13 protein-coding genes are annotated in these 17,987 nt (G+C 71.2%); 8 read left to right on the forward strand and 5 right to left on the reverse strand.

The window, feature by feature from the left end:
- Positions 1-146: 146 nt before the first annotated feature.
- A complete protein-coding gene (locus FD678_RS02790) occupies positions 147-1,184 on the reverse strand; it encodes a type IV pilus twitching motility protein PilT (RefSeq protein ID WP_140719072.1) in 1,038 nt (345 codons plus the stop codon).
- Positions 1,185-1,271: 87 nt separating this feature from the next.
- On the opposite strand from FD678_RS02790, the gene FD678_RS02795 reads away from it, so the two are divergent.
- Together FD678_RS02795 and proC are read left to right on the forward strand one after the other, a co-directional pair.
- Positions 1,272-1,958, forward strand: coding sequence for a YggS family pyridoxal phosphate-dependent enzyme (locus FD678_RS02795; RefSeq protein ID WP_140719073.1), 687 nt, complete (start codon positions 1,272-1,274; stop codon positions 1,956-1,958).
- Between the two features lie 52 nt (positions 1,959-2,010).
- The gene (proC, locus tag FD678_RS02800; RefSeq protein ID WP_140719074.1) at positions 2,011-2,862 is read left to right on the forward strand and encodes a pyrroline-5-carboxylate reductase; all 852 of its coding nucleotides are present in this window, start codon (positions 2,011-2,013) and stop codon (positions 2,860-2,862) included.
- Between the two features lie 222 nt (positions 2,863-3,084).
- On the opposite strand, the gene soxR is transcribed toward proC, so the two are convergent.
- Positions 3,085-3,519: a redox-sensitive transcriptional activator SoxR gene (soxR, locus tag FD678_RS02805; protein ID WP_140719075.1), complete on the reverse strand. Its 435-nt coding sequence runs from the start codon at positions 3,517-3,519 to the stop codon at positions 3,085-3,087.
- 79 nt (positions 3,520-3,598) lie between these two features.
- Here soxR and FD678_RS02810 point away from each other — a divergent pair, with 79 nt between their 5' ends.
- Entirely contained in the window at positions 3,599-4,972 is a 1,374-nt protein-coding gene (locus FD678_RS02810; RefSeq protein ID WP_140719076.1) for an MFS transporter, read from the forward strand.
- Between the two features lie 10 nt (positions 4,973-4,982).
- On the opposite strand, the gene pdxH is transcribed toward FD678_RS02810, so the two are convergent.
- Positions 4,983-5,582 carry a pyridoxamine 5'-phosphate oxidase gene (pdxH, locus tag FD678_RS02815; protein WP_140719077.1) on the reverse strand — a complete coding sequence of 200 codons (600 nt, stop codon included), beginning with the start codon at positions 5,580-5,582 and terminating at the stop codon, positions 4,983-4,985.
- 177 nt (positions 5,583-5,759) lie between these two features.
- Between pdxH and FD678_RS02820 the strand changes: the two genes are divergently transcribed.
- The 5 genes from FD678_RS02820 to mdtD all read left to right on the forward strand — a co-directional run bounded on the left by FD678_RS02820 (position 5,760) and on the right by mdtD (position 10,731).
- Positions 5,760-6,302, forward strand: a complete 543-nt coding sequence (locus tag FD678_RS02820; protein WP_140719078.1) for a shikimate kinase — start codon at positions 5,760-5,762, stop codon at positions 6,300-6,302.
- Positions 6,299-7,414 (forward strand): 3-dehydroquinate synthase, encoded by a 1,116-nt coding sequence (aroB, locus tag FD678_RS02825; RefSeq protein ID WP_140719079.1) that lies wholly within the window; start codon positions 6,299-6,301, stop codon positions 7,412-7,414. Before FD678_RS02820 ends, aroB begins: the two co-directional genes overlap by 4 nt.
- Positions 7,415-7,473: 59 nt before the next feature.
- Positions 7,474-7,728 (forward strand): WGR domain-containing protein, encoded by a 255-nt coding sequence (locus tag FD678_RS02830; protein ID WP_140719080.1) that lies wholly within the window; start codon positions 7,474-7,476, stop codon positions 7,726-7,728.
- A 9-nt stretch (positions 7,729-7,737) separates the two neighbouring features.
- Complete coding sequence (gene hemE, locus FD678_RS02835; protein ID WP_140719081.1) at positions 7,738-8,802, forward strand: uroporphyrinogen decarboxylase; 1,065 nt, start codon at positions 7,738-7,740, stop codon at positions 8,800-8,802.
- A gap of 507 nt (positions 8,803-9,309) precedes the next feature.
- Positions 9,310-10,731 carry a multidrug transporter subunit MdtD gene (gene mdtD / locus FD678_RS02840; RefSeq protein ID WP_140719082.1) on the forward strand — a complete coding sequence of 474 codons (1,422 nt, stop codon included), beginning with the start codon at positions 9,310-9,312 and terminating at the stop codon, positions 10,729-10,731.
- 13 nt (positions 10,732-10,744) lie between these two features.
- Here the strand turns inward: mdtD and FD678_RS02845 are convergent, their stop codons facing one another.
- On the reverse strand, positions 10,745-14,245 hold the full coding sequence (locus tag FD678_RS02845) for a sensor histidine kinase (RefSeq protein ID WP_218569455.1): 3,501 nt from the start codon (positions 14,243-14,245) through the stop codon (positions 10,745-10,747).
- Between the two features lie 83 nt (positions 14,246-14,328).
- Positions 14,329-17,907, reverse strand: a complete 3,579-nt coding sequence (locus FD678_RS02850; RefSeq protein WP_140719083.1) for an ATP-binding protein — start codon at positions 17,905-17,907, stop codon at positions 14,329-14,331.
- Positions 17,908-17,987 lie beyond the last annotated feature (80 nt).

The raw sequence follows: 17,987 nt of genomic DNA on the forward strand, positions 1-17,987 counted from the left end.
CTCATGGGTGGCTCCTGGGAGGAGCCGTGATTCGTGATTCGTGATTCGTGATTCGGAAAAGGGGGAATCCCCGTTTTCGCCCACCAATCACCACTCAGAACCCCGGCTTTTGACTAATCACGAATCACGGATCACCAATCACTGCCCTACTCGAACAACCGCTTGTCCTTGGCGTACTCGCGGGCCTGGTTGCGGGTGATCAGGCTGCGCTTGACCAGGTCCTGCAGGTGCTGGTCGAGGGTCTGCATGCCGTACTGCTGGCCGGTCTGGATCGCCGAGTACATCTGCGCGACCTTGTCCTCGCGGATCAGGTTGCGGATGGCCGGGGTGCCGACCATGATCTCCCACGCCGCGGTGCGGCCGCCGCCGACCTTCTTCAGCAGCGCCTGCGAGATCACCGCGCGCAGCGATTCGGACAGCATCGAGCGCACCATCGGCTTCTCGCCGGCCGGGAACACGTCGATGATGCGGTCGATGGTCTTGGCCGCCGAACTGGTGTGCAAGGTACCGAACACCAGGTGGCCGGTCTCCGCGGCGGTCAGCGCGAGGCGGATGGTCTCCAGGTCGCGCAACTCGCCGACCAGGATGATGTCCGGGTCCTCGCGCAGCGCCGAGCGCAGCGCCTCGTTGAAGCCGTGGGTGTCGCGGTGCACCTCGCGCTGGTTGATCAGGCACTTCTGCGAGGTGTGGACGAATTCGATCGGGTCCTCGACGGTGAGGATGTGGCCGTACTCGTTCTTGTTGATGTAGTCGATCATCGCCGCCAGCGTGGTCGACTTGCCCGAGCCGGTCGGCCCGGTCACCAGGATCAGGCCCTGCGGCTGCTCGATCAGCTGGCGGAAGATCGGCGGGCAGCCCAGGTCCTCCAGGGTCAGCACCTCGGAGGGAATGGTGCGGAACACCGCGCCGGCGCCGCGGTTCTGGTTGAAGGCGTTGACGCGGAAACGCGCCAGCGACGGGATCTCGAACGAGAAGTCGACCTCGAGGAACTCCTCGTAGTCGCGGCGCTGCTTGTCCGACATGATGTCGTACACCAGCGCATGGACCTGCTTGTGGTCGAGCGCGGGAATGTTGATGCGGCGCACATCTCCGTCGACGCGGATCATCGGCGGCAAGCCTGCGGACAGGTGCAGGTCCGATGCCTTGTTCTTGACGGAAAACGCCAATAGTTCAGCGATATCCATACGCTGCTTTTCCCCTGGGCTGCGACTGGAAGGATTTTTCCCCGGCCGGCAGTATAGCGTTCCCGCTTATCGCTGGAAGGCGCCGAAGTGCCGGTTTCATCGCTACGACAGATCCTTTCGGACATGGACGCCGCGGCCCGTGCCGCAGGCCGGCCGGCCGCCGCGCTGCTGGCGGTGTCCAAGACCCAACCGGCCGCGGCGGTGGCCGCGCTCGCGGCGCAGGGCCAGCGCGCGTTCGGCGAGAACTACGTGCAGGAAGCGGCGGCCAAGATCGCGCAGCTGCAAGCGCTGGGGCTGGAATGGCACCTGATCGGGCACCTGCAGTCCAACAAGGCCGAACAGGCCGCCCGCCTGTTCGACTGGGTGCAGACCGTGGACCGGCCGAAACTGGTCGCCGCACTGGCGAAATACCGTCCCGCCGAACGCGCGCCGCTGAACGTGCTGATCCAGGTGAACATCGACGACGAGACCAGCAAGCACGGCTGCACGCCCGAGCAGGTGCCCGCGCTGGCCGCGGCGATCGCCGCCGAGCCGCGCCTGGCGCTGCGCGGGCTGATGGCGATCCCGGCGCCGTATCCGCAGGTCGAGCGCCGCCGCGACGCCTTCCGTCGCATGCGTGCCCTGTTCGATGCGACCGCGGCCCGGCACCCGCAGGCCGACACCTTGTCGATGGGCATGAGCGGCGATTTCGCCGAGGCCATCGCCGAAGGTGCGACGATGGTGCGGGTCGGCACGGCGCTGTTCGGAAGCCGCGCCCCGGCAAGACCCGCCTGACCCGCCTAACCCGCCCTGCCACTTTCGTCCCTCTTCGCCAGCGCAGATCGCCATGACCCATTCCAGTCCCCAGCCCCCCGTCCCGAGTCCCGGCCCCGCCATCGCCTTCATCGGCGGCGGCAACATGGCGCGCAGCCTGATCGCCGGCCTGGTACGGCAAGGCGTGCCGGGCGGGCGCATCCAGGTCGCCGAGCCCATGGAAGCGCTGCGCGACGCCTTGGCGCGCGAGTTCGGCGTGCGTACGTTCGCCTCGGCGGACGCGGCCATCGCCGGCGCGAACACCTGGGTCATGGCGGTCAAGCCGCAGGTGATGCGCAGCGTATGCGCCGGCCTGGCGGACGCGGCGCGGAACCAACCGCTGGTGGTATCGATCGCCGCCGGCATCACCGGCACCCAGCTCGACCGCTGGCTCGGAGGCGGCCAGGCGGTGGTCCGGGCGATGCCCAACACGCCCGCGCTGCTCGGTGCCGGCGTCACCGGGCTGCACGCCAATGCCCGCGTCAGCGCGGCGCAGCGCGAACGGGCCGAGCGCCTGCTGGCCAGTGCGGGGGCGACGGTGTGGATCGAGGACGAGGCCCGCATGGACGCCGTCACCGCCGTGTCCGGCAGCGGCCCGGCCTATGTGTTCCTGCTCGCCGAGGCGATGGAAGCGGCGGCGCTCCAGCAAGGCCTGCCCGCCGAGGCCGCGCGCACCCTGGTGCTGCAGACCGTGCTCGGCGCCGCGCGCATGCTGACCGAGGCCGGCGAGGCGCCGGCGGAACTGCGCCGGCGCGTCACCTCGCCCAACGGCACCACCCAGGCGGCGATCGAGACCTTCCAGGCGGGCGGCTTCGAAGCGCTGACCGCCAAGGCCATCGCCGCGGCCACGACGCGCGGCCGCGAGTTGTCGGCGGCGAACGACTGAACCGCTGATTCCCCACGGCCTCCGACTTCCCGGACCTCCCACCATCCCGCTTGGCTCCTTGTGGGAGGGACTTCAGTCCCGACGGAGGCCCGCGTTGAATCCACGCACATGGAGGTGCGGGTGCCAGAGGGACCTGCACAAAAGCCCCGTCGGGACTGAAGTCCCTCCCACAAAGAAAATTCCTCCCGCAGCCGCGAGCGCCGATCCACGCGGCCCCGCGCTTCAGCCGCCGCCCCAGCGCCGCGGCCCGTCGCCCTGCTCGCCCAGCGCATCGCCCGGGTTGGCCAGCCGGCAACGCTGCAGCGACAGGCAACCGCAGCCGATGCAGTCGGTCAGCTGGTCGCGCAACTGCTGCAGCCTGGCGATGCGCTCGTCCAGTTCGTTGCGCCACAGCGCCGACATCCGCGCCCAGTCCGCGCGGGTCGGCGGACGCTGCCGCGGCAGCACCGCGAAGGCCTTGGCGACCGCTTCCAGCGGGATGCCGACGCGCTGCGCGACGCGTATCACCGCCAGCCGGCGCAGCACGTCGCGGGCGTAGCGGCGCTGGTTGCCGCTGGTGCGCAGGCTGTGGATCAACCCCTTGCGTTCGTAGAAGTGCAGCGCGGACACCGCCACGCCGCTGCGGTGCGCCACTTCGCCCACGCTCATCTCTGCCATCGCTTGACCTCGACCTTGGTTGAGGTTGGATGCTGCGCGCCCCGTCCCCCGGGTGCAAGCGTTCAGGAGACGTTGCCGCATGAGTTCCACTCCCCTCCCCCAGGCATGTCCCGGCCCGGCCGCGGATTCGGTCATGGCCGCGCCGTACCGGGCCGCGACGTCGGGCATGGTCGCGCTGGTTTCGCTCGGCGCCTTCGAAGCGCTGGCGGTGGCGACCGCGATGCCGACCGTGGCGCGCGAACTGGACGGACTGCGCCTGTATGCGATGGCGTTCGGCGGCATGCTCGCGGCCAGCGTGGTCGGCATGACCCTGGCCGGCCGCAGCGGCGACCGCCATGGCCCGGCGCGGCCGTTGTGGAGCGGCCTGGCCACGTTCCTGTGCGGCTTGCTGCTGGCCGGCCTGGCGCCTTCGATGCCATGGCTGATCGCGGGCCGGGTGTTGCAGGGGCTGGGGGCCGGCGCGATGTCGGTCGCGCTGTACGTGCTGGTCGGGCGCCTGTATCCGCCGGAACTGCAGCCGCGGGTGTTCTCCGCGTTCTCCGCCGGCTGGGTGCTGCCCTCGCTGGTCGGCCCCGCGCTGGCCGGGCTGATCGTGCAGCATGCGGGCTGGCGCTGGATCTTCCTGGGCGTGCCCGCGATCGCGATCCCGGCCGCGGCGTTGCTGTATCGCCCGTTGGCGAAGTTGCCGCCGGCGCCGCACCGGGACGCCGGGTCGCCGCCGCTGTGGCCGTGGGCGACGGGCGCCGCGATCGGCGTGCTGGCGATGTACGTCGGCGGGCAGTCGCGCGGCGGCGGCGCGCTGGCGGCGATGGCGGTCGCCGCGCTGGTACTGCTCGCCTGCGTGTACCGGCTGTTGCCGGCCGGCACGTTGCGCGCGGTGCGCGGCCTGCCCAGCGTGGTCCTGCTGCGCGGGCTGGCACCGGCGGCGTTCTTCGGCTGCGAGGCGTTCGTACCGCTGCTGCTGTCGCGCGAGCGCGGTCTCTCGCCGGCGCTGGCGGGCATCGCCCTGAGCGTCGGCGCCTTCAGCTGGTTCTGCGGTTCCTGGTACCAGGGCCATTACGCCGGCAGCCGTCCGCGCCAGCGCTTGATCGCGCTGGGCGCCGCCACGCTGGCGGCCGGCATCGGCCTGACCGCGCTGGCGATCCATCCGGCGGTGCCCGTCGCGGTCGCCGTGGCCGGCTGGGGCTTGGCGGGCGTGGGCATGGGCCTGGTCTACCCGAGCCTGTCGGTCCTGGTGCTGCAACTGTCGCCGCCGGGCACGGAAGGCCGCAACAGCTCCGCATTGCAACTGTGCGAAGCAGTCGCGGTCGCGACCATGCTGGCGGTGGGCGGCTCGCTGTTCGCGATGATGCTGGACCAGCGCCCACGGCTCGGTTACCTGCTGGCCTTCGGGCTGGCCCTCGCGCTGGCGCTGCTGGCCGGCGCGTTGGCAGGCCGCACGCGGGCGCGCTGACCGGCCCGTATCAGGGGTACAGCATGCGCTTGGACCAGCGCCCGCCGACATCGCGGTCGTAGCGCCAGCGCTCGTGCAGCCGGAACCGGGCGCCGTACCAGAACTCGAAGCGGCCGGGCATGATCCGGAAGCCGCTCCATCCCTCCGGGCGCGGCACCTCGCGCCCTTCGAAGCTGGCCTCCACCTTGGCCAGGCGCTCCTCGAACTCCTCGCGCGAGGCCAGCGTCTGCGACTGCATCGAGGCCCACGCGCCGATCTGGCTCATGCGCGGACGCGAGGCGAAGTAGGCGTCGGCCTCGGCCGCGGACACCAGCTGCGCCTCGCCCTCGATCCGCACCTGCACGCCGGCCTCGCGCAGGCCGCGCCACAGGAACAGCAGCGCGACCTGCGGGTTGAGCTGGATCTCGCGGCCCTTGGGGCTGTCCAGGTGCGTGTAGAACACGAAGCCGCGTTCGTCGAACCCCTTGAGCAGCACCGTGCGCGCGCTCGGCCTCCCCTCGAGGCTGGCCGTGGCGACGGTCATCGCGTTGGGTTCGAGTTCGCCGGCGCGCTGGGCTTCCTCGTAGAGCTGGGCGAAGGTGGAAACGGCTTCGGCAAGTAGATCGGTCATGGTCACGGCGGGCTTGCGGTTTCCGCCTATTGTGGCCGCAAGGCCCCGGGCACGCACACGACGGGGATCGGGACGCCGGCAGGCGCTGCGCGAACCGTGCGCCGCCGCGCGCGGCCGGCGACGGTTTCATCCGTCAGCAAAGGCGAAGCCGGCGCCCGCGGGTGCTAGCATGCCGCGATGAATCCCGCTCCGAATCTCGTGATGGTCGGCCCGATGGGTGCAGGCAAGAGCTGCATCGGCCGGCGGCTGGCCGAGCGCTTCGGCCTGCAGTTCGTCGACGTCGACCAGGCCATCGTCGAGCACGCCGGCGCCAGCATCCCGGCGATCTTCGATCACTCCGGCGAGGCGGGTTTCCGCGAACACGAGCGCACCGTGCTGGCACGAATCCTGGCCGGCGACGGCCAGCTGGTGTCCACCGGCGGCGGCGCGGTGCTGGACGCCGACAACCGCCGGCGGATCCGCGAGCGCGGCTTCGTGGTCTACCTCAGCGTCGGCGTGGAGACGCAGCTGGAACGGCTGGCGCGGGACCGCAGCCGGCCGCTGCTGCAACGCGACGACCGCGAACAGGTGCTGCGCGACCTGGCGCAGGTGCGCGCACCGCTCTACCGCGAGGTCGCCGACCTCGTCCTGGACACCGACCGGCTTTCCGCCGGCGAGGCCACCGCGCAGCTGGTGCTGCGGCTGGCCGCGCAATGGCAGATTTCGAGTACCGCTGCATGATCGACGCCCCCTCCCCACGCACCGTCGACGTCGGCGGCGCGCATCCCTACACCATTGCCATCGGCCCGGGCCTGCTGGACGACGGCGCCCGCCTGGCCGCGCACGTACGCGGCCGCCACGTGCTGGTGCTGAGCGATTCCTCGGTCGCGCCGCTGTACGCCTGGCGCGTGCGCGAGGCCTTGCTGCAGGCCCGCCCGGACCTGCTGGTCGGCGAACTGGTGATCGCGGCCGGCGAGGCCTCCAAGACGCTCGCCACCTTCGGCTCGGCGATCGCCGCGCTGGCCGAGCTGGGCGCGACCCGCGACGCCTGCGTGTTCGCGCTCGGCGGCGGCGTGGTCGGCGACCTGGCCGGCTTCGCCGCGGCCTGCTGGATGCGCGGCATCGACTGCGTGCAACTGCCGACCACGCTGCTGGCGATGGTCGACTCCTCGGTCGGCGGCAAGACCGCGGTGGACATCCCGCAGGGCAAGAACCTGGTCGGCGCGTTCCATCCGCCGCGCGCGGTGATCGCCGACACCGCGACGCTGCACACCCTGCCCGCCCGCGAACTGCGCGCGGGGCTGGCCGAGGTGATCAAGTACGGCGGCATCCGCGACCCGCTGTTCTTCCAATGGCTGCATGCCGAACGCGAGGCGCTGCTGGCCGGCGACCACGCCGCGCTGGCGCAGGCGATCGCGCGCAGCTGCGAACACAAGGCCGAGATCGTCGAGCGCGATCCGCTGGAGAAGGGCGAACGCGCCCTGCTCAACCTCGGCCACACCTTCGGCCATGCGATCGAGACCGAGCAAGGCTACGCCAGCCCCGGCAGCGACAACCTGGTGCACGGCGAGGCGGTCGCGGTCGGCATGGTACTCGCCGCGCGCCTGTCGGCGGCGCTGGGCATGGCGCCGGAGGCCGATACCGAAGCGCTGCGCACGCTGCTGGAACGCTACGGCCTGCCCACCGCGATCCCGGCCGGGCTGGAGCCGGATCGCCTGCTCGCCCGGATGCGGCTGGACAAGAAGAACCTCGCCGGCCGGCTGCGGCTGGTGCTCTGGCGCGGCATCGGCAAGGCCGAGGTGGTGCCGGACGTGGACGAAGCGGCGGTGCTGGACGTGCTGCGCGCCGGCTGAGGCCCGCCGCCGCCCGCGGGGTCAGCTGGACGTCACCCGCAGCGGCTACAATTCGCGCCATGCGCGTATTCCTGCAACAACTCCCGGTCGGCGAGGACTCGCCCCGCTACGTCCAGCTGACCCTGCAACCGGACCTGTTCGGCGGCTGGGAGCTGCTGCGCGAGAGCGGCCAGATCGGCGGCCGCGCGCAATTGCGGCGCGAGCAGTTCCTGCTGCAGGACGAGGCCCACCGCGCCTTCGAGAAGGCACGCGACGCGCAGCTCAAGCGCGGTTTCCAAGTCATGTTCACCCGTGGCGCCGATGCGCCGCGCTGAGGACCTTCCATGCTGAAGAACGACCGCCTGCTGCGCGCCCTGCGCAGGCAACCCGTGGACTGCACCCCGGTCTGGCTGATGCGCCAGGCGGGACGCTACCTGCCCGAGTACCGCGCCACCCGGGCCAAGGCCGGCAGCTTCCTCGGCATGGCCAAGAATCCCGAGGTCGCCTGCGAGATCACGCTGCAACCGCTGCGGCGCTTTCCGCTGGACGCGGCGATCCTGTTCTCCGACATCCTCACCGTGCCCGACGCGATGGGGCTGGAACTGTATTTCGTCGAAGGCGAAGGCCCGCGCTTCCGCCACCCGGTCCGCGATGCCGAGGCCGTCGCCCGGCTGGCGGTGCCGGACATGGAGACCGAACTGCGCTACGTGATGGACGCGGTGCGGCTGATCCGCCGCGAGCTGGACGGCAGCGTGCCGTTGATCGGCTTCGCCGGGAGCCCGTGGACGCTGGCGTGCTACATGGTCGAAGGCGGCGGCAGCAAGGACTACGCGAGGATCAAGGCGATGGCGCTCGACGCGCCGGAGCTGCTGCACGGGCTGTTGGGCGTGGTCACCGACGCCGTGATCGCCTACCTGGGCGCGCAGCGCGCGGCCGGCGCGCAGGTCCTGCAGGTGTTCGACACCTGGGGCGGCGTGCTGAGCCCGGCGATGTACCGCGAGTTCTCGCTGCCCTACCTGGCCCGCATCGCGCGCGGGCTCGAGCGCGGCGAAGGCGAGGCGCGCACGCCGCTGATCCTGTTCGGCAAGGGCACCGGCGGCTACGTCGAGGAGCTGGCCGCCACCGGCGCCGATGCGATCGGCGTGGACTGGACGATCGACATCGGCGAGGCCGCCCGCCGCACCGGCGGCAAGGTCGCGCTGCAGGGCAACCTCGATCCCGCCGTGCTGTACGGCGCGCCCGAGGCGATCCGCCGCGAGGCCGGCCGGGTGCTGGACAGCTACGCGGCCGGCAACGGCGGCTCACGCGAGGGCCACGTGTTCAACCTCGGCCACGGCATGTCGCCGGACATGGACCCGGAGCACGCCGCGGCGCTGGTCGAAGCGGTGCACGAACTGAGCAGGCGCTGATACTTCGATTGGCCGGAACCGGCACGAGCACGAAGGGCGATGGCCGCTCGTTGCGGATCTTTGATCGCGGTTGGCCTGGTCCGGTACGGTCCGTCGCGGGCGGCCTGAAAGCCGCTGGGTCCCCGTCTTCGCGGGGGCGACGGGAGGAAGGCTCGCGGGAACTCCACGCGGACGCCGTGCGGCGTCGCTCCTGCGGTGCGCGTGCCCGAGCGAAGATGCGCTTCGCAGCTGCCGCATGATGGATCGAAGTGGCTCGTCCGGGAGGACGAAAGCTCTTGCTTCCAGGCCAAAAAGCACCCTCGTCGCCGCCCCTCGGACACCTTCTCCGGTAACGGGAGAAGGAACCTCCGTGCCATCAGGCAACGCCGGCAAAGCTCGTCGGGACGGGAGTCCCTCCCACAACAGTGATGGATGTCGCCGGGCTCGCGCCTGCCGTGCCCCTGCGCACGCATCGCCTGCACATCCCCTGCCGGATAATCCGTCTCTTCCCAGGCCGCGATCCGCCCCATGAGCCAGCCAGTCCCGCTCCAGCCCGACTACAACGCGATCAAACCGTTGTTGTGGCTGGTATCGCTGGCGATCTTCATGCAGATGCTGGACGGCACCATCGTCAACACCGCCCTCCCGGCGATGGCGCGCAGCCTGCACGAAAGCCCGCTGCAGATGCAGTCGGTGGTGTTCTCCTACGCGCTGGCGGTGGCGATGTTCATCCCCGCCTCGGGCTGGATCGCGGACCGCTTCGGCACCCGCCGCACGTTCCTCGCCGCCATCATCGTGTTCACGCTCGGCTCGCTGTTCTGCGCGCTCTCGCAGTCGCTGGCGCAACTGGTCGCCTCGCGCGTGCTGCAGGGCATCGGCGGCGCGATGCTGCTGCCGGTCGGCCGCCTGGCGGTGCTGCGCTCGGTCCCGCGCGAGGACTTCCTGCGCGCGATGAGCTTCATCGCGATCCCGGCCCTGATCGGCCCGCTGGTCGGCCCCACGCTGGGCGGATGGCTGGTGGAGATCGCCTCCTGGCACTGGGTGTTCCTGATCAACCTGCCGATCGGCGCGATCGGTTTCGCCGCCGCGCTGAAGGTGATGCCGGACCACTACGGCGAGCAGCGCCAGCGCTTCGACCTGCCCGGCTACCTGATGCTGGCGTTCGGCATGGTCGCGCTCTCGCTGGCGCTGGACGGCATCTCCGAACTGGGCCTGCGCCATGCCTTCGTGATGCTGCTGGCGATCGGCGGGCTCGCGGCGTTGGCCGGCTATTGGCTGCACGCCGCCACCTCGTCCGCGCCGCTGTTCCCGCTGGCGCTGTTCAAGGTCACCAGCTACCGCATCGGCATCCTCGGCAACCTGTTCTCGCGGGTCGGCAGCGGCTCGATGCCGTTCCTGATCCCGTTGCTGCTGCAGGTCGGCCTCGGCATGAGCCCGATGAACGCCGGCCTGATGATGGTGCCGGTGGCCTTGGCCGGCATGGCCTCCAAGCGTGCGGCGGTCAGGCTGGTCAGCCGGTTCGGCTACCGCCGCGTGCTGATGGTCAACACGGTGCTCGTCGGCGTGATGATGGCCAGCTTCGTGCTGGTGGTGCCGGGCCAGCACCTCGCCTGGCGCCTGCTGCAACTGGCGCTGTTCGGCGCGGTCAACTCGCTGCAGTTCACCGTGATGAACACCGTCACGTTACGCGACCTCGACCGCCAGCTGGCCAGCCCCGGCAACAGCCTGCTATCGATGGTGATGATGCTGGCGACGGGCTTCGGCGCCGCCGCGGCAGGCAGCCTGCTGGCGGCCTTCAGCCACCACCTGGGCACGCATGCCGACGCCACCGCCGCGCTGCACGCCACGTTCGTCTGCGTCGGCGCGATCACGCTGACCTCGACGCTGATCTTCTGGCAGCTGGCCGATACCCGGCCGCATCCGCACACGGTGGAAGAAGTGGCGGAGTAAGCTCCGCCGCGCCTCACCCCGCCGCGCGCATCACCCCGGCCAACGCCTCGGCCAGCATCTCGCCCGTGACCGGCTTGCGCAGGAAGGCATCGAAGCCGGCCTCCCGCGCGGCCGGCTCGGCCCGCTCGTCGGAACGGGCGGTCACCGCGACCAGCGGCATCGCATGGCCGAACAGGCGCAGCTGGCGCGCCAGCGCGAAGCCGTCCAGGCCCGGCAGGTCGAGATCGAGCAACGCCACGTCGAAGTGGTGCTCGGTGGTCTCGGTCAACGCGGCGAGCCCATGCGGCGCGTGCACGATGGCGTGCCCCTGGGCGCGCAGCAGGCCGGCGATGACCTCGGCGACGGTGTCGTCGTCCTCCACCAGCAGGATCCGCAACGGCGCGATGGGCGCGATCGGGCGCGCCACCGCTTCGTCCCGCGCGACCGGCGCGGGTACCCAGCGCAGCGGCAGGTCGACGATGAAGCGGGTGCCTGCCCCGAGGCGGCTGACCACTTCGATGTGCCCGCCCATCGCCACGGCGAGCTCCTGGCAGATCGCCAGCCCCAGGCCGCTGCCGCCGTAGCGCGAGTTCGCGCGCGCGCTCTCGCCCTGCTCGAAGCGCTGGAACAACCGCTCGCGCTGCTCGGCATTGATGCCCGGCCCGGTGTCGGCGACCTCGAAGCGCAGGCCCTTGTGGGAGCCGAGCGTGGTGAGCTTGAGCACCACCAGCCCGCGCTCGGTGAACTTGATCGCATTGCCCAGCAGGTTCAGCAGGATCTGCCTTACGCGGGTGGCATCGCCGTTGGCGACGATGTCGCCGCTCAGGCCGACCTCGACGTTGAAGCCCAGTCCGCGGTCGCGCGCCAGCGGTTCCATCAGCCCCTGCACTTCGTCGACCAGTTGCCGCACCAGGAAGGGCTGCAGGTCCAGTTCCAGGCGCCCGGATTCGATCCTGGCCAGGTCCAGGGCATCGTTGACCAGCCGCAGCAGGTGCGCCCCGGCCCGCCGGATCGCGTCGATGTAGCTGCGCTGTCGCTCGTCCAGGTCGGTATTGAGCAACAGTTCGCTCATGCCGAGCACGCCGGTCATCGGGGTGCGCACCTCGTGGCCGAGCGTGGCCAGGAAGCGGGTCTTGGCCAGCGAGGCCTGTTCGGCCAGTTCCTGCTTGTGGATCGCCAGTTGCAAGGCGTGCAGGCGTTGCAGGCGGCGCCGGTACAGCATGATCGCCAGCGCGATGCCCGCCGCCGCGAGCAACGCCAGGGCCAGCAGGCCCCAGGGGCTGCGCCACCACGGCGGCAGCACCTGGAAACGCAGCGTCTGCACCTTGGACCAGACGCTGTCGGCGGTGCGCGCCTGCACTTCCAGCGTGTAGTGGCCGGCCGGCAGGCGCGAGAACAGGCGTTCGCCGCCGGAGCCGACATCGACCCAGTCCGGGTCGTAGCCGCTGAGGCGGAAGCGGTAGCTGATGGAGTCGGAATCGGCGAAGGACAGCATGCGCGCGACGATGTGCAGGTCGCGGTCGCCGTCCTGGACCACCAGGGGCCGCATGTGGGTCACGTCCAGGCCGCTCTCGCCGCGGCGCAGGCCGACCCGCTCGATCATCAGCGGCGGTTGCCGCGTGGAAGGCCGGACCCGCGAGGGATCGAACAGCACGAGCCCGTCCGGGGTGGCTCCCATGATCTGCCCCTTGACCGACTGCAACAGGGTATGCGGCCGGAACTGCTGGTTGGGCAGGCCGTCGTGCACGCCGTAGACGCGGATCGCCCGGCTGGCGGGATCGACCCGGATCAGGCCGCGCGCGCTCGACAGCCAGGCCACGCCATCGGGGTCCACCACCAGGCTGCCCGGCACCAGGACCGGGAACTCCTGCGCCGCCCCGATGCTGTCCAGCAGCTGCAGCCGGCCGTCCTGCCACAGGTATTGCTGCAATCGCCCCAACCCGGCCAGCCAGGCGATGCCGCTGTCGGTGACGCGGAACGCATACACCGGCGTGCCGGGCGTACCGGGCACGGCCAGGAAGCGGTCCCGCGCCTCGTTCCACGCCAGCAACCCGCGCGAACTCCCCAGCCACAGCGTGCCGTCCGGCCCCGTGCGCATGTCGTTGACGATCATGCCCTGGGACAACCCGTGGCTGCCCAGCGGCAACAGGCGCCGTACGCGCCCCTCCAGGTCGCGCACCTGGAAACCGCCGTTGGCCGAGTACAGCCACAAGCGGTCGCCTACCTGGCGCATCAGGTCCGGCGCTTCGATGGGCGCGGGGTCGACGGGGTCGTCGTCGTGCCAGCGCCGCACCGCGCCATCGCGAGGGTCGTAGCGCACCAGCGAGCCGCGCAGGCCGATCCATACCCGGCCGTTGCCGTCCTCGGTGACGGTGCTGGGCCACTTCAGGCCGTCGATCGGCGCGATGTGGTGCTCCACCGCACCGGTGGAAGGATCCAGCCGGTCCAGCGCGCCGCGGGTACCGACCAGCCAGAACCGGCCGTCGGCGGAATTCGCCGCCGCCAGCGCGTAAGGATTGGCGGGCGTGGACGGATCCTCGCGGCGGTTGGCCAGCACCGCGAACTGCTGCCAGTTCGGAGGCAGGTGCCACAGTCCGGTATTGGGGCTGGCGAACCACAGGCCGCCTTCGCGGTCCTGGTAGGCGCTGGTCCAGTTGGGCTTGACCAGGCCATGCGCGGAGACGCTGTACAGCGGCACGTTGCGCAACTGGCCATCGGCGGCGCGGCCGAGGCCGTCGAGCGTGTCCAGCCAATAGGCGCCGCTGCGATCGCGCAGCAGCATCTTCAGCACCGTGGTGCCGGAACCGGCATGCGCCCAGGGCTGCTCCTCCAGCGTGCCGTCCGGCCGCCGCACCAGCATCCGCCCGAAGGAATCGGCCAGCCACAGGCTGCCGTCGGCCTCGGTGGTGATCCCGTTGTTGATCCGGCCGGGCGGCAAGGCCAGGCGTTCGAAATCGCGCCCGGTCCAGCGCGCCACGGCATTCGACGTGGAGATCCACAAAGTGCCGTCCGGGGTGTTGGCGAGGAAGTTGACCGCCATGTCCGGCAGGCTGCGCGGATTGCCCGGCTCCGGCTGGAAGCGCTGCATCTTCCCGTCCGGCGGCAATCGGTACAGCCCGGACGCGGACGTGCCGAACCAGATGCTGCCGTCGGGCGTGGAGGTGATGCACCAGACCGCGCCGCCGAGCATCTGCGGATAGCCGCGATGGTCGTAGAAATGGAAGCGCTGGCGCGCGGCGTCCAGCATCACCATCCCGGCGTTCTCGGTGCCGATCCAGACCCGGTTGCGCTCGTCGACGTGCACGGCCCAGATGCGGTTGTCGCGCAGACCGTCCTCGATGCGCCAGATCCGGTAGCTGCGCCCGTCGTATCGGGCCAGGCCGTCGTCCGTGGCCAGCCACAGGTAGCCGTACGCGTCCTCGGCGAAATCGTTGATCGAGTTGGACGGCAGTCCGTCAGCGACGGTGAGCTGGCGCGGCTGCGGCGTGGCGGGCAACACCGTCCTGGCCCAGCCCGGCACGGACAGGAGCAGCACGCACGCCAGCCAGGCGCCGAGCCATCCGCGTGCCGCCCGGCATGGGCGGCGCGCAGGCCCCGCTTGCTCCATCGACGCCATGGTCAGCTCCCCGCCACCAGTTGCTGCGCCTGCAACGCCCCGTCGAGTTCCGCCAGGGTACGCTGCCGCGCCTGCTGCGCGTGCGCGTCGGCGATCGCGGCCAACAGCATTTCCGCGGTCACCGGCTTGCGCACGAACGCCTCGAATCCCGCCGCCTGCGCCTGCTGCTCGGCGTCGGCATCGGAACGCGCGGTGACGGCGACCAGCGGGAACTCATGGCCCAGCGCGCGCAACTGCGCGGCCAGGGCGAAGCCATCCAGCCCGGGCAGGTCGAGGTCGAGCAGGCCGACGTCGAAACTCCCCTGCGCGGTTTCGGCCAGCGCCGCCAATCCATGCGCGGCATGCACCACGGCATGGCCGCGCGAGGCGAGCAGGCCGACGATGACCTCGGCGACGGTGGCGTCGTCCTCCACCAGCAACACGCGCAGCGGCGCGCCCGACGCGGCCGCGCCGGCGGGCGCGGACTCCGACATCGCCGCATCGAGGCGCCACGGCAGCGGCAGTTCGACGGTGAAGCGGGTGCCGCGGCCGAGCTGGCTGTCGATGTGGATGCTGCCCTGCATCGCCACGGCCAGTTCCTGGCAGATCGCCAGGCCCAGGCCGCTGCCGCCGTAGCGCGACGCGGTGCGCGCGCCCTCGCCCTGCTCGAAGCGCTGGAAGATCCGCGCCTGCTGCTCGGCGTTGATGCCGGGGCCGGTATCGCTGACCGCGAAGCGCAGCGTGCCGCGGGCATCGTCCTGCGCCGCTGCCAGCCCGACGCTGCCGCGCTCGGTGAACTTGATCGCGTTGCCGAGCAGGTTCATCAGCACCTGGCGCAGCCGGGTGGCGTCGCCTTCGACGACGAGGTCCGCCGGTACGTCGAGCGCGCGCTCGAACGCCAGGCCGCGCGACTGCGCGATCGGCTCCATGAAATCGGCCAGCTCCTCCAGCACCTGGCGCAACGCGAACGGCTTGTGCTCCAGCTCCAGCTTGCCGGCCTCGATGCGCGCCAGGTCGAGCGCGTCGTTGACCAGCCGCAGCAGGTGCAGGCCGGCCAGGCGGATCGATTCGACGTGCGCGCGCTGGCGCGGTTGCAGCGGGGTATCGAGCAACAGCTCGCTCATGCCGAGCACGCCAGTCATCGGTGTGCGCACCTCGTGGCCGAGCGTGGCCAGGAAGCGGGTCTTGGCCAGCGAGGCCTTCTCCGCCAGTTCCTGGCGCTGCTTCGACAAGGCCATCTCCTGGCGCGAACGCTGGCGCCGCCGCGACGCGCGCACCGCCCACCAGCCCAGCAAGGCCAGCAGCAGGGCCAGGGCGGCCAGCGCCGGCCAGCTGCGCCACCACGGCGGCAGCACCTTCACGTCCAGCGCCTGCGCCGGCGTCCAATCGTTCTCCACGCCGCGCGCCTGTACTTCGATCCGGTAATGCCCGGCCGGCAATCGCGACAGCACGCGCACGCCTTGGTGGTCCTGTTCCACCCAGTTCTGGTCGTAGCCTTCCACCCGGTAGCGGTAGCGGGTGCGCCGGGGATTGACGTACGACAACAATCGCGCGGCGATGCGCAGGTCGCGGTCCTCGGCTTTCAGCACCGGCAGCGCGGCCGGGGACAGCGGCGCGGCATGTTCGGCATCGCCGCGGCGCACGTCCATCGACTCGATCACCAGCGGCGATGGCGGCAGCGGCGGGAACCGGCGCGCGGGCTCGAACTCCACCAGCCCGCTCGCCGTCCATGCCAGCACTTGCCCGTAGGCGTTGGCCGCGGGCGGCCGGATCGAGAACTCGGCATCCGGCAGGCCGTCGTCGGCGGTGAACACGCGCACCCGCGGCTGGCCCGGCAGGTACTGCACCATGCCGCGCGGCGTAGTCGCCCATACCGAGCCGTCCGCGCCGGCCACGATTCCCCCGATCTCGGTGGCGGGCATGCCCTGCGCGGCATCGATGCGCTGCTGGCGCTCCAGCGCGCGGCCATCCCATCGGTAGCGCTCGATGGCGCCGGCGCGCGCCACCCACAGCGTATCCGGCGCGACGAAGACGAAGTCGTAGACCAGGCCCGCGGCCAAGCCCGGCACCGGCTCGAAGCGCTCGCCCGTCCAGGCGCGCAAGGCTTCGGCGCTCGCCACCCATAGCCGGCCGTCCGGCCCGTGGCGCAATTGCTCGACCTGGCCTTCCGGCAGCCCGCGCCCATCCTCGAAGGCGATGCTGTCCAGTACCCGGCCATCCGCGGCGCGGTGCTGCACGCCACCGCCGGACACCGACATCCACACGCTGCCGTCGGGCGCGGCGCGCAGCAGGTCGACCAGCTTGAAGCCTTCCTCGCCGAAGCCTGTGAGCAGGTCCTGGCTGCGCCCGCTGGCAGGGTCGTAGATCGTCAGCCGCCCCGGGCGGCCCAGCCACAACCGGCCATCCGGCATCGGCAGCACCGAGCGCACCGTGCCCTTGCCGATCGCGTCGAGGCCGACGACCCGGCGGATGCCGCCATCGGCCTGCAGGCGATACACGCCCTGCGAGGTCGCGACGAGGAAATCGCGGCCCTGCGCCGCCGCGTTGACCATGAACAGGCTTTCCAGCGACTGCCCTTCCGCTTCCAGGAAGGTGGAGAAGCGCTGCCATCCCGGAGGCAGGTAGGCCAGCCCCTGGTTGATCAACCCGAACCAGACCCCGCCCTCGTGGTCCTGCAGGATGTCCAGCACGCCGCTGTTGCCCGTGAGGAAACCGCTGCCGCGATCGCCCGCCATCAGCCGCAACTGGCCGTCGCCGTCGCGGAACAGGCCGTCGGCGGAGCCGATCCAGTAACCGCCGTTGCGATCGTGCACGACCGCACCGGCACGCAGCTCGCCGCCCTTGGGCCACGGCGCCGGCACCGCCCGGTCGTCGGCCGAGATCCGGAACAGGCCGCTGCCGCTGCCGGCCCACACCGTCCCGTCGGCCTCGATGCTGACCTTCATGATCGAACGTTCGCCCAGCTGCGGCACCGCGATGCGGGTGAAGCGGCCGCGCTCCATCCGCACCAATCCGGCGCCGGTGCCGATCCAGAGCCGGCCGCGCCCGTCGGTCGCCATTCTGTAGACGGTGTCGCTGGGCAGCGCCTCGGGGTTGCCGGGGTCGGCGCGATAGACGGTGACCTGGCCCCGTTCGTCGCGCCGGCATATCCCCGCCTCGCTGGTGCCGACCCACAGCGCCTGTTCGGCATAGGCCAGCGCCCACGGCTGCGAACGGCAGGCCGCGTCCACGTCCGGAAACTGCCGTACCGCATCCCGCCCGGCGTCCAGCATGCCCAGGCCGCCGCCGTTGGTGCCGACCCAGACGCGATCGAGCGGATCCACCAGCAGCGTCTCCACGCTGTTGGCCGGCAGCGAGGCCGGATCGTCCGGCACGTGCCGCCAGGTCCGGAACTGCAGGCCGTCGTAGCGCGCGAGACCGTCGTCGGTGGCCACCCAGATGTAGCCCTGGCGATCCTGCGCCAACGCCAGCACCATCCGCGAGGGCAAGCCCTCGGCCACGCCGAGCCGACGCATGCGCGGGGTCTCCACGCCGGCTGCGGATGCGTCGACGGCCGCCCACGCAAGCAGCATGGCCAGCCAACATGCGATGGCGGTCTTCATCGGCCGCGCGTCCCCCTGGTGGTGTCGAACCATCCACGCATGATCGTTTTCCTGGTGTCCCTGTTCGCGGGCCGCCGCAT

The sequence above is a fragment of the Pseudomonas sp. Hp2 genome (assembly GCF_006386585.1).
Lineage (GTDB): Bacteria > Pseudomonadota > Gammaproteobacteria > Xanthomonadales > Xanthomonadaceae > Pseudomonas_S > Pseudomonas_S boreopolis.

What these genes read in the sequence shown, in the direction of transcription:
- FD678_RS02790 (WP_140719072.1), bottom strand. Translation starts at nt 1,184, where the DNA reads ATGGATATCGCTGAACTATTGGCGTTTTCCGTCAAGAACAAGGCATCG.
- proC (WP_140719074.1), top strand. Translation starts at nt 2,011, where the DNA reads ATGACCCATTCCAGTCCCCAGCCCCCCGTCCCGAGTCCCGGCCCCGCC.
- soxR (WP_140719075.1), bottom strand. Translation starts at nt 3,519, where the DNA reads ATGGCAGAGATGAGCGTGGGCGAAGTGGCGCACCGCAGCGGCGTGGCG.
- FD678_RS02810 (WP_140719076.1), top strand. Translation starts at nt 3,599, where the DNA reads ATGAGTTCCACTCCCCTCCCCCAGGCATGTCCCGGCCCGGCCGCGGAT.
- pdxH (WP_140719077.1), bottom strand. Translation starts at nt 5,582, where the DNA reads ATGACCGATCTACTTGCCGAAGCCGTTTCCACCTTCGCCCAGCTCTAC.
- FD678_RS02820 (WP_140719078.1), top strand. Translation starts at nt 5,760, where the DNA reads ATGAATCCCGCTCCGAATCTCGTGATGGTCGGCCCGATGGGTGCAGGC.
- aroB (WP_140719079.1), top strand. Translation starts at nt 6,299, where the DNA reads ATGATCGACGCCCCCTCCCCACGCACCGTCGACGTCGGCGGCGCGCAT.
- FD678_RS02830 (WP_140719080.1), top strand. Translation starts at nt 7,474, where the DNA reads ATGCGCGTATTCCTGCAACAACTCCCGGTCGGCGAGGACTCGCCCCGC.
- hemE (WP_140719081.1), top strand. Translation starts at nt 7,738, where the DNA reads ATGCTGAAGAACGACCGCCTGCTGCGCGCCCTGCGCAGGCAACCCGTG.
- mdtD (WP_140719082.1), top strand. Translation starts at nt 9,310, where the DNA reads ATGAGCCAGCCAGTCCCGCTCCAGCCCGACTACAACGCGATCAAACCG.
- FD678_RS02850 (WP_140719083.1), bottom strand. Translation starts at nt 17,907, where the DNA reads ATGAAGACCGCCATCGCATGTTGGCTGGCCATGCTGCTTGCGTGGGCG.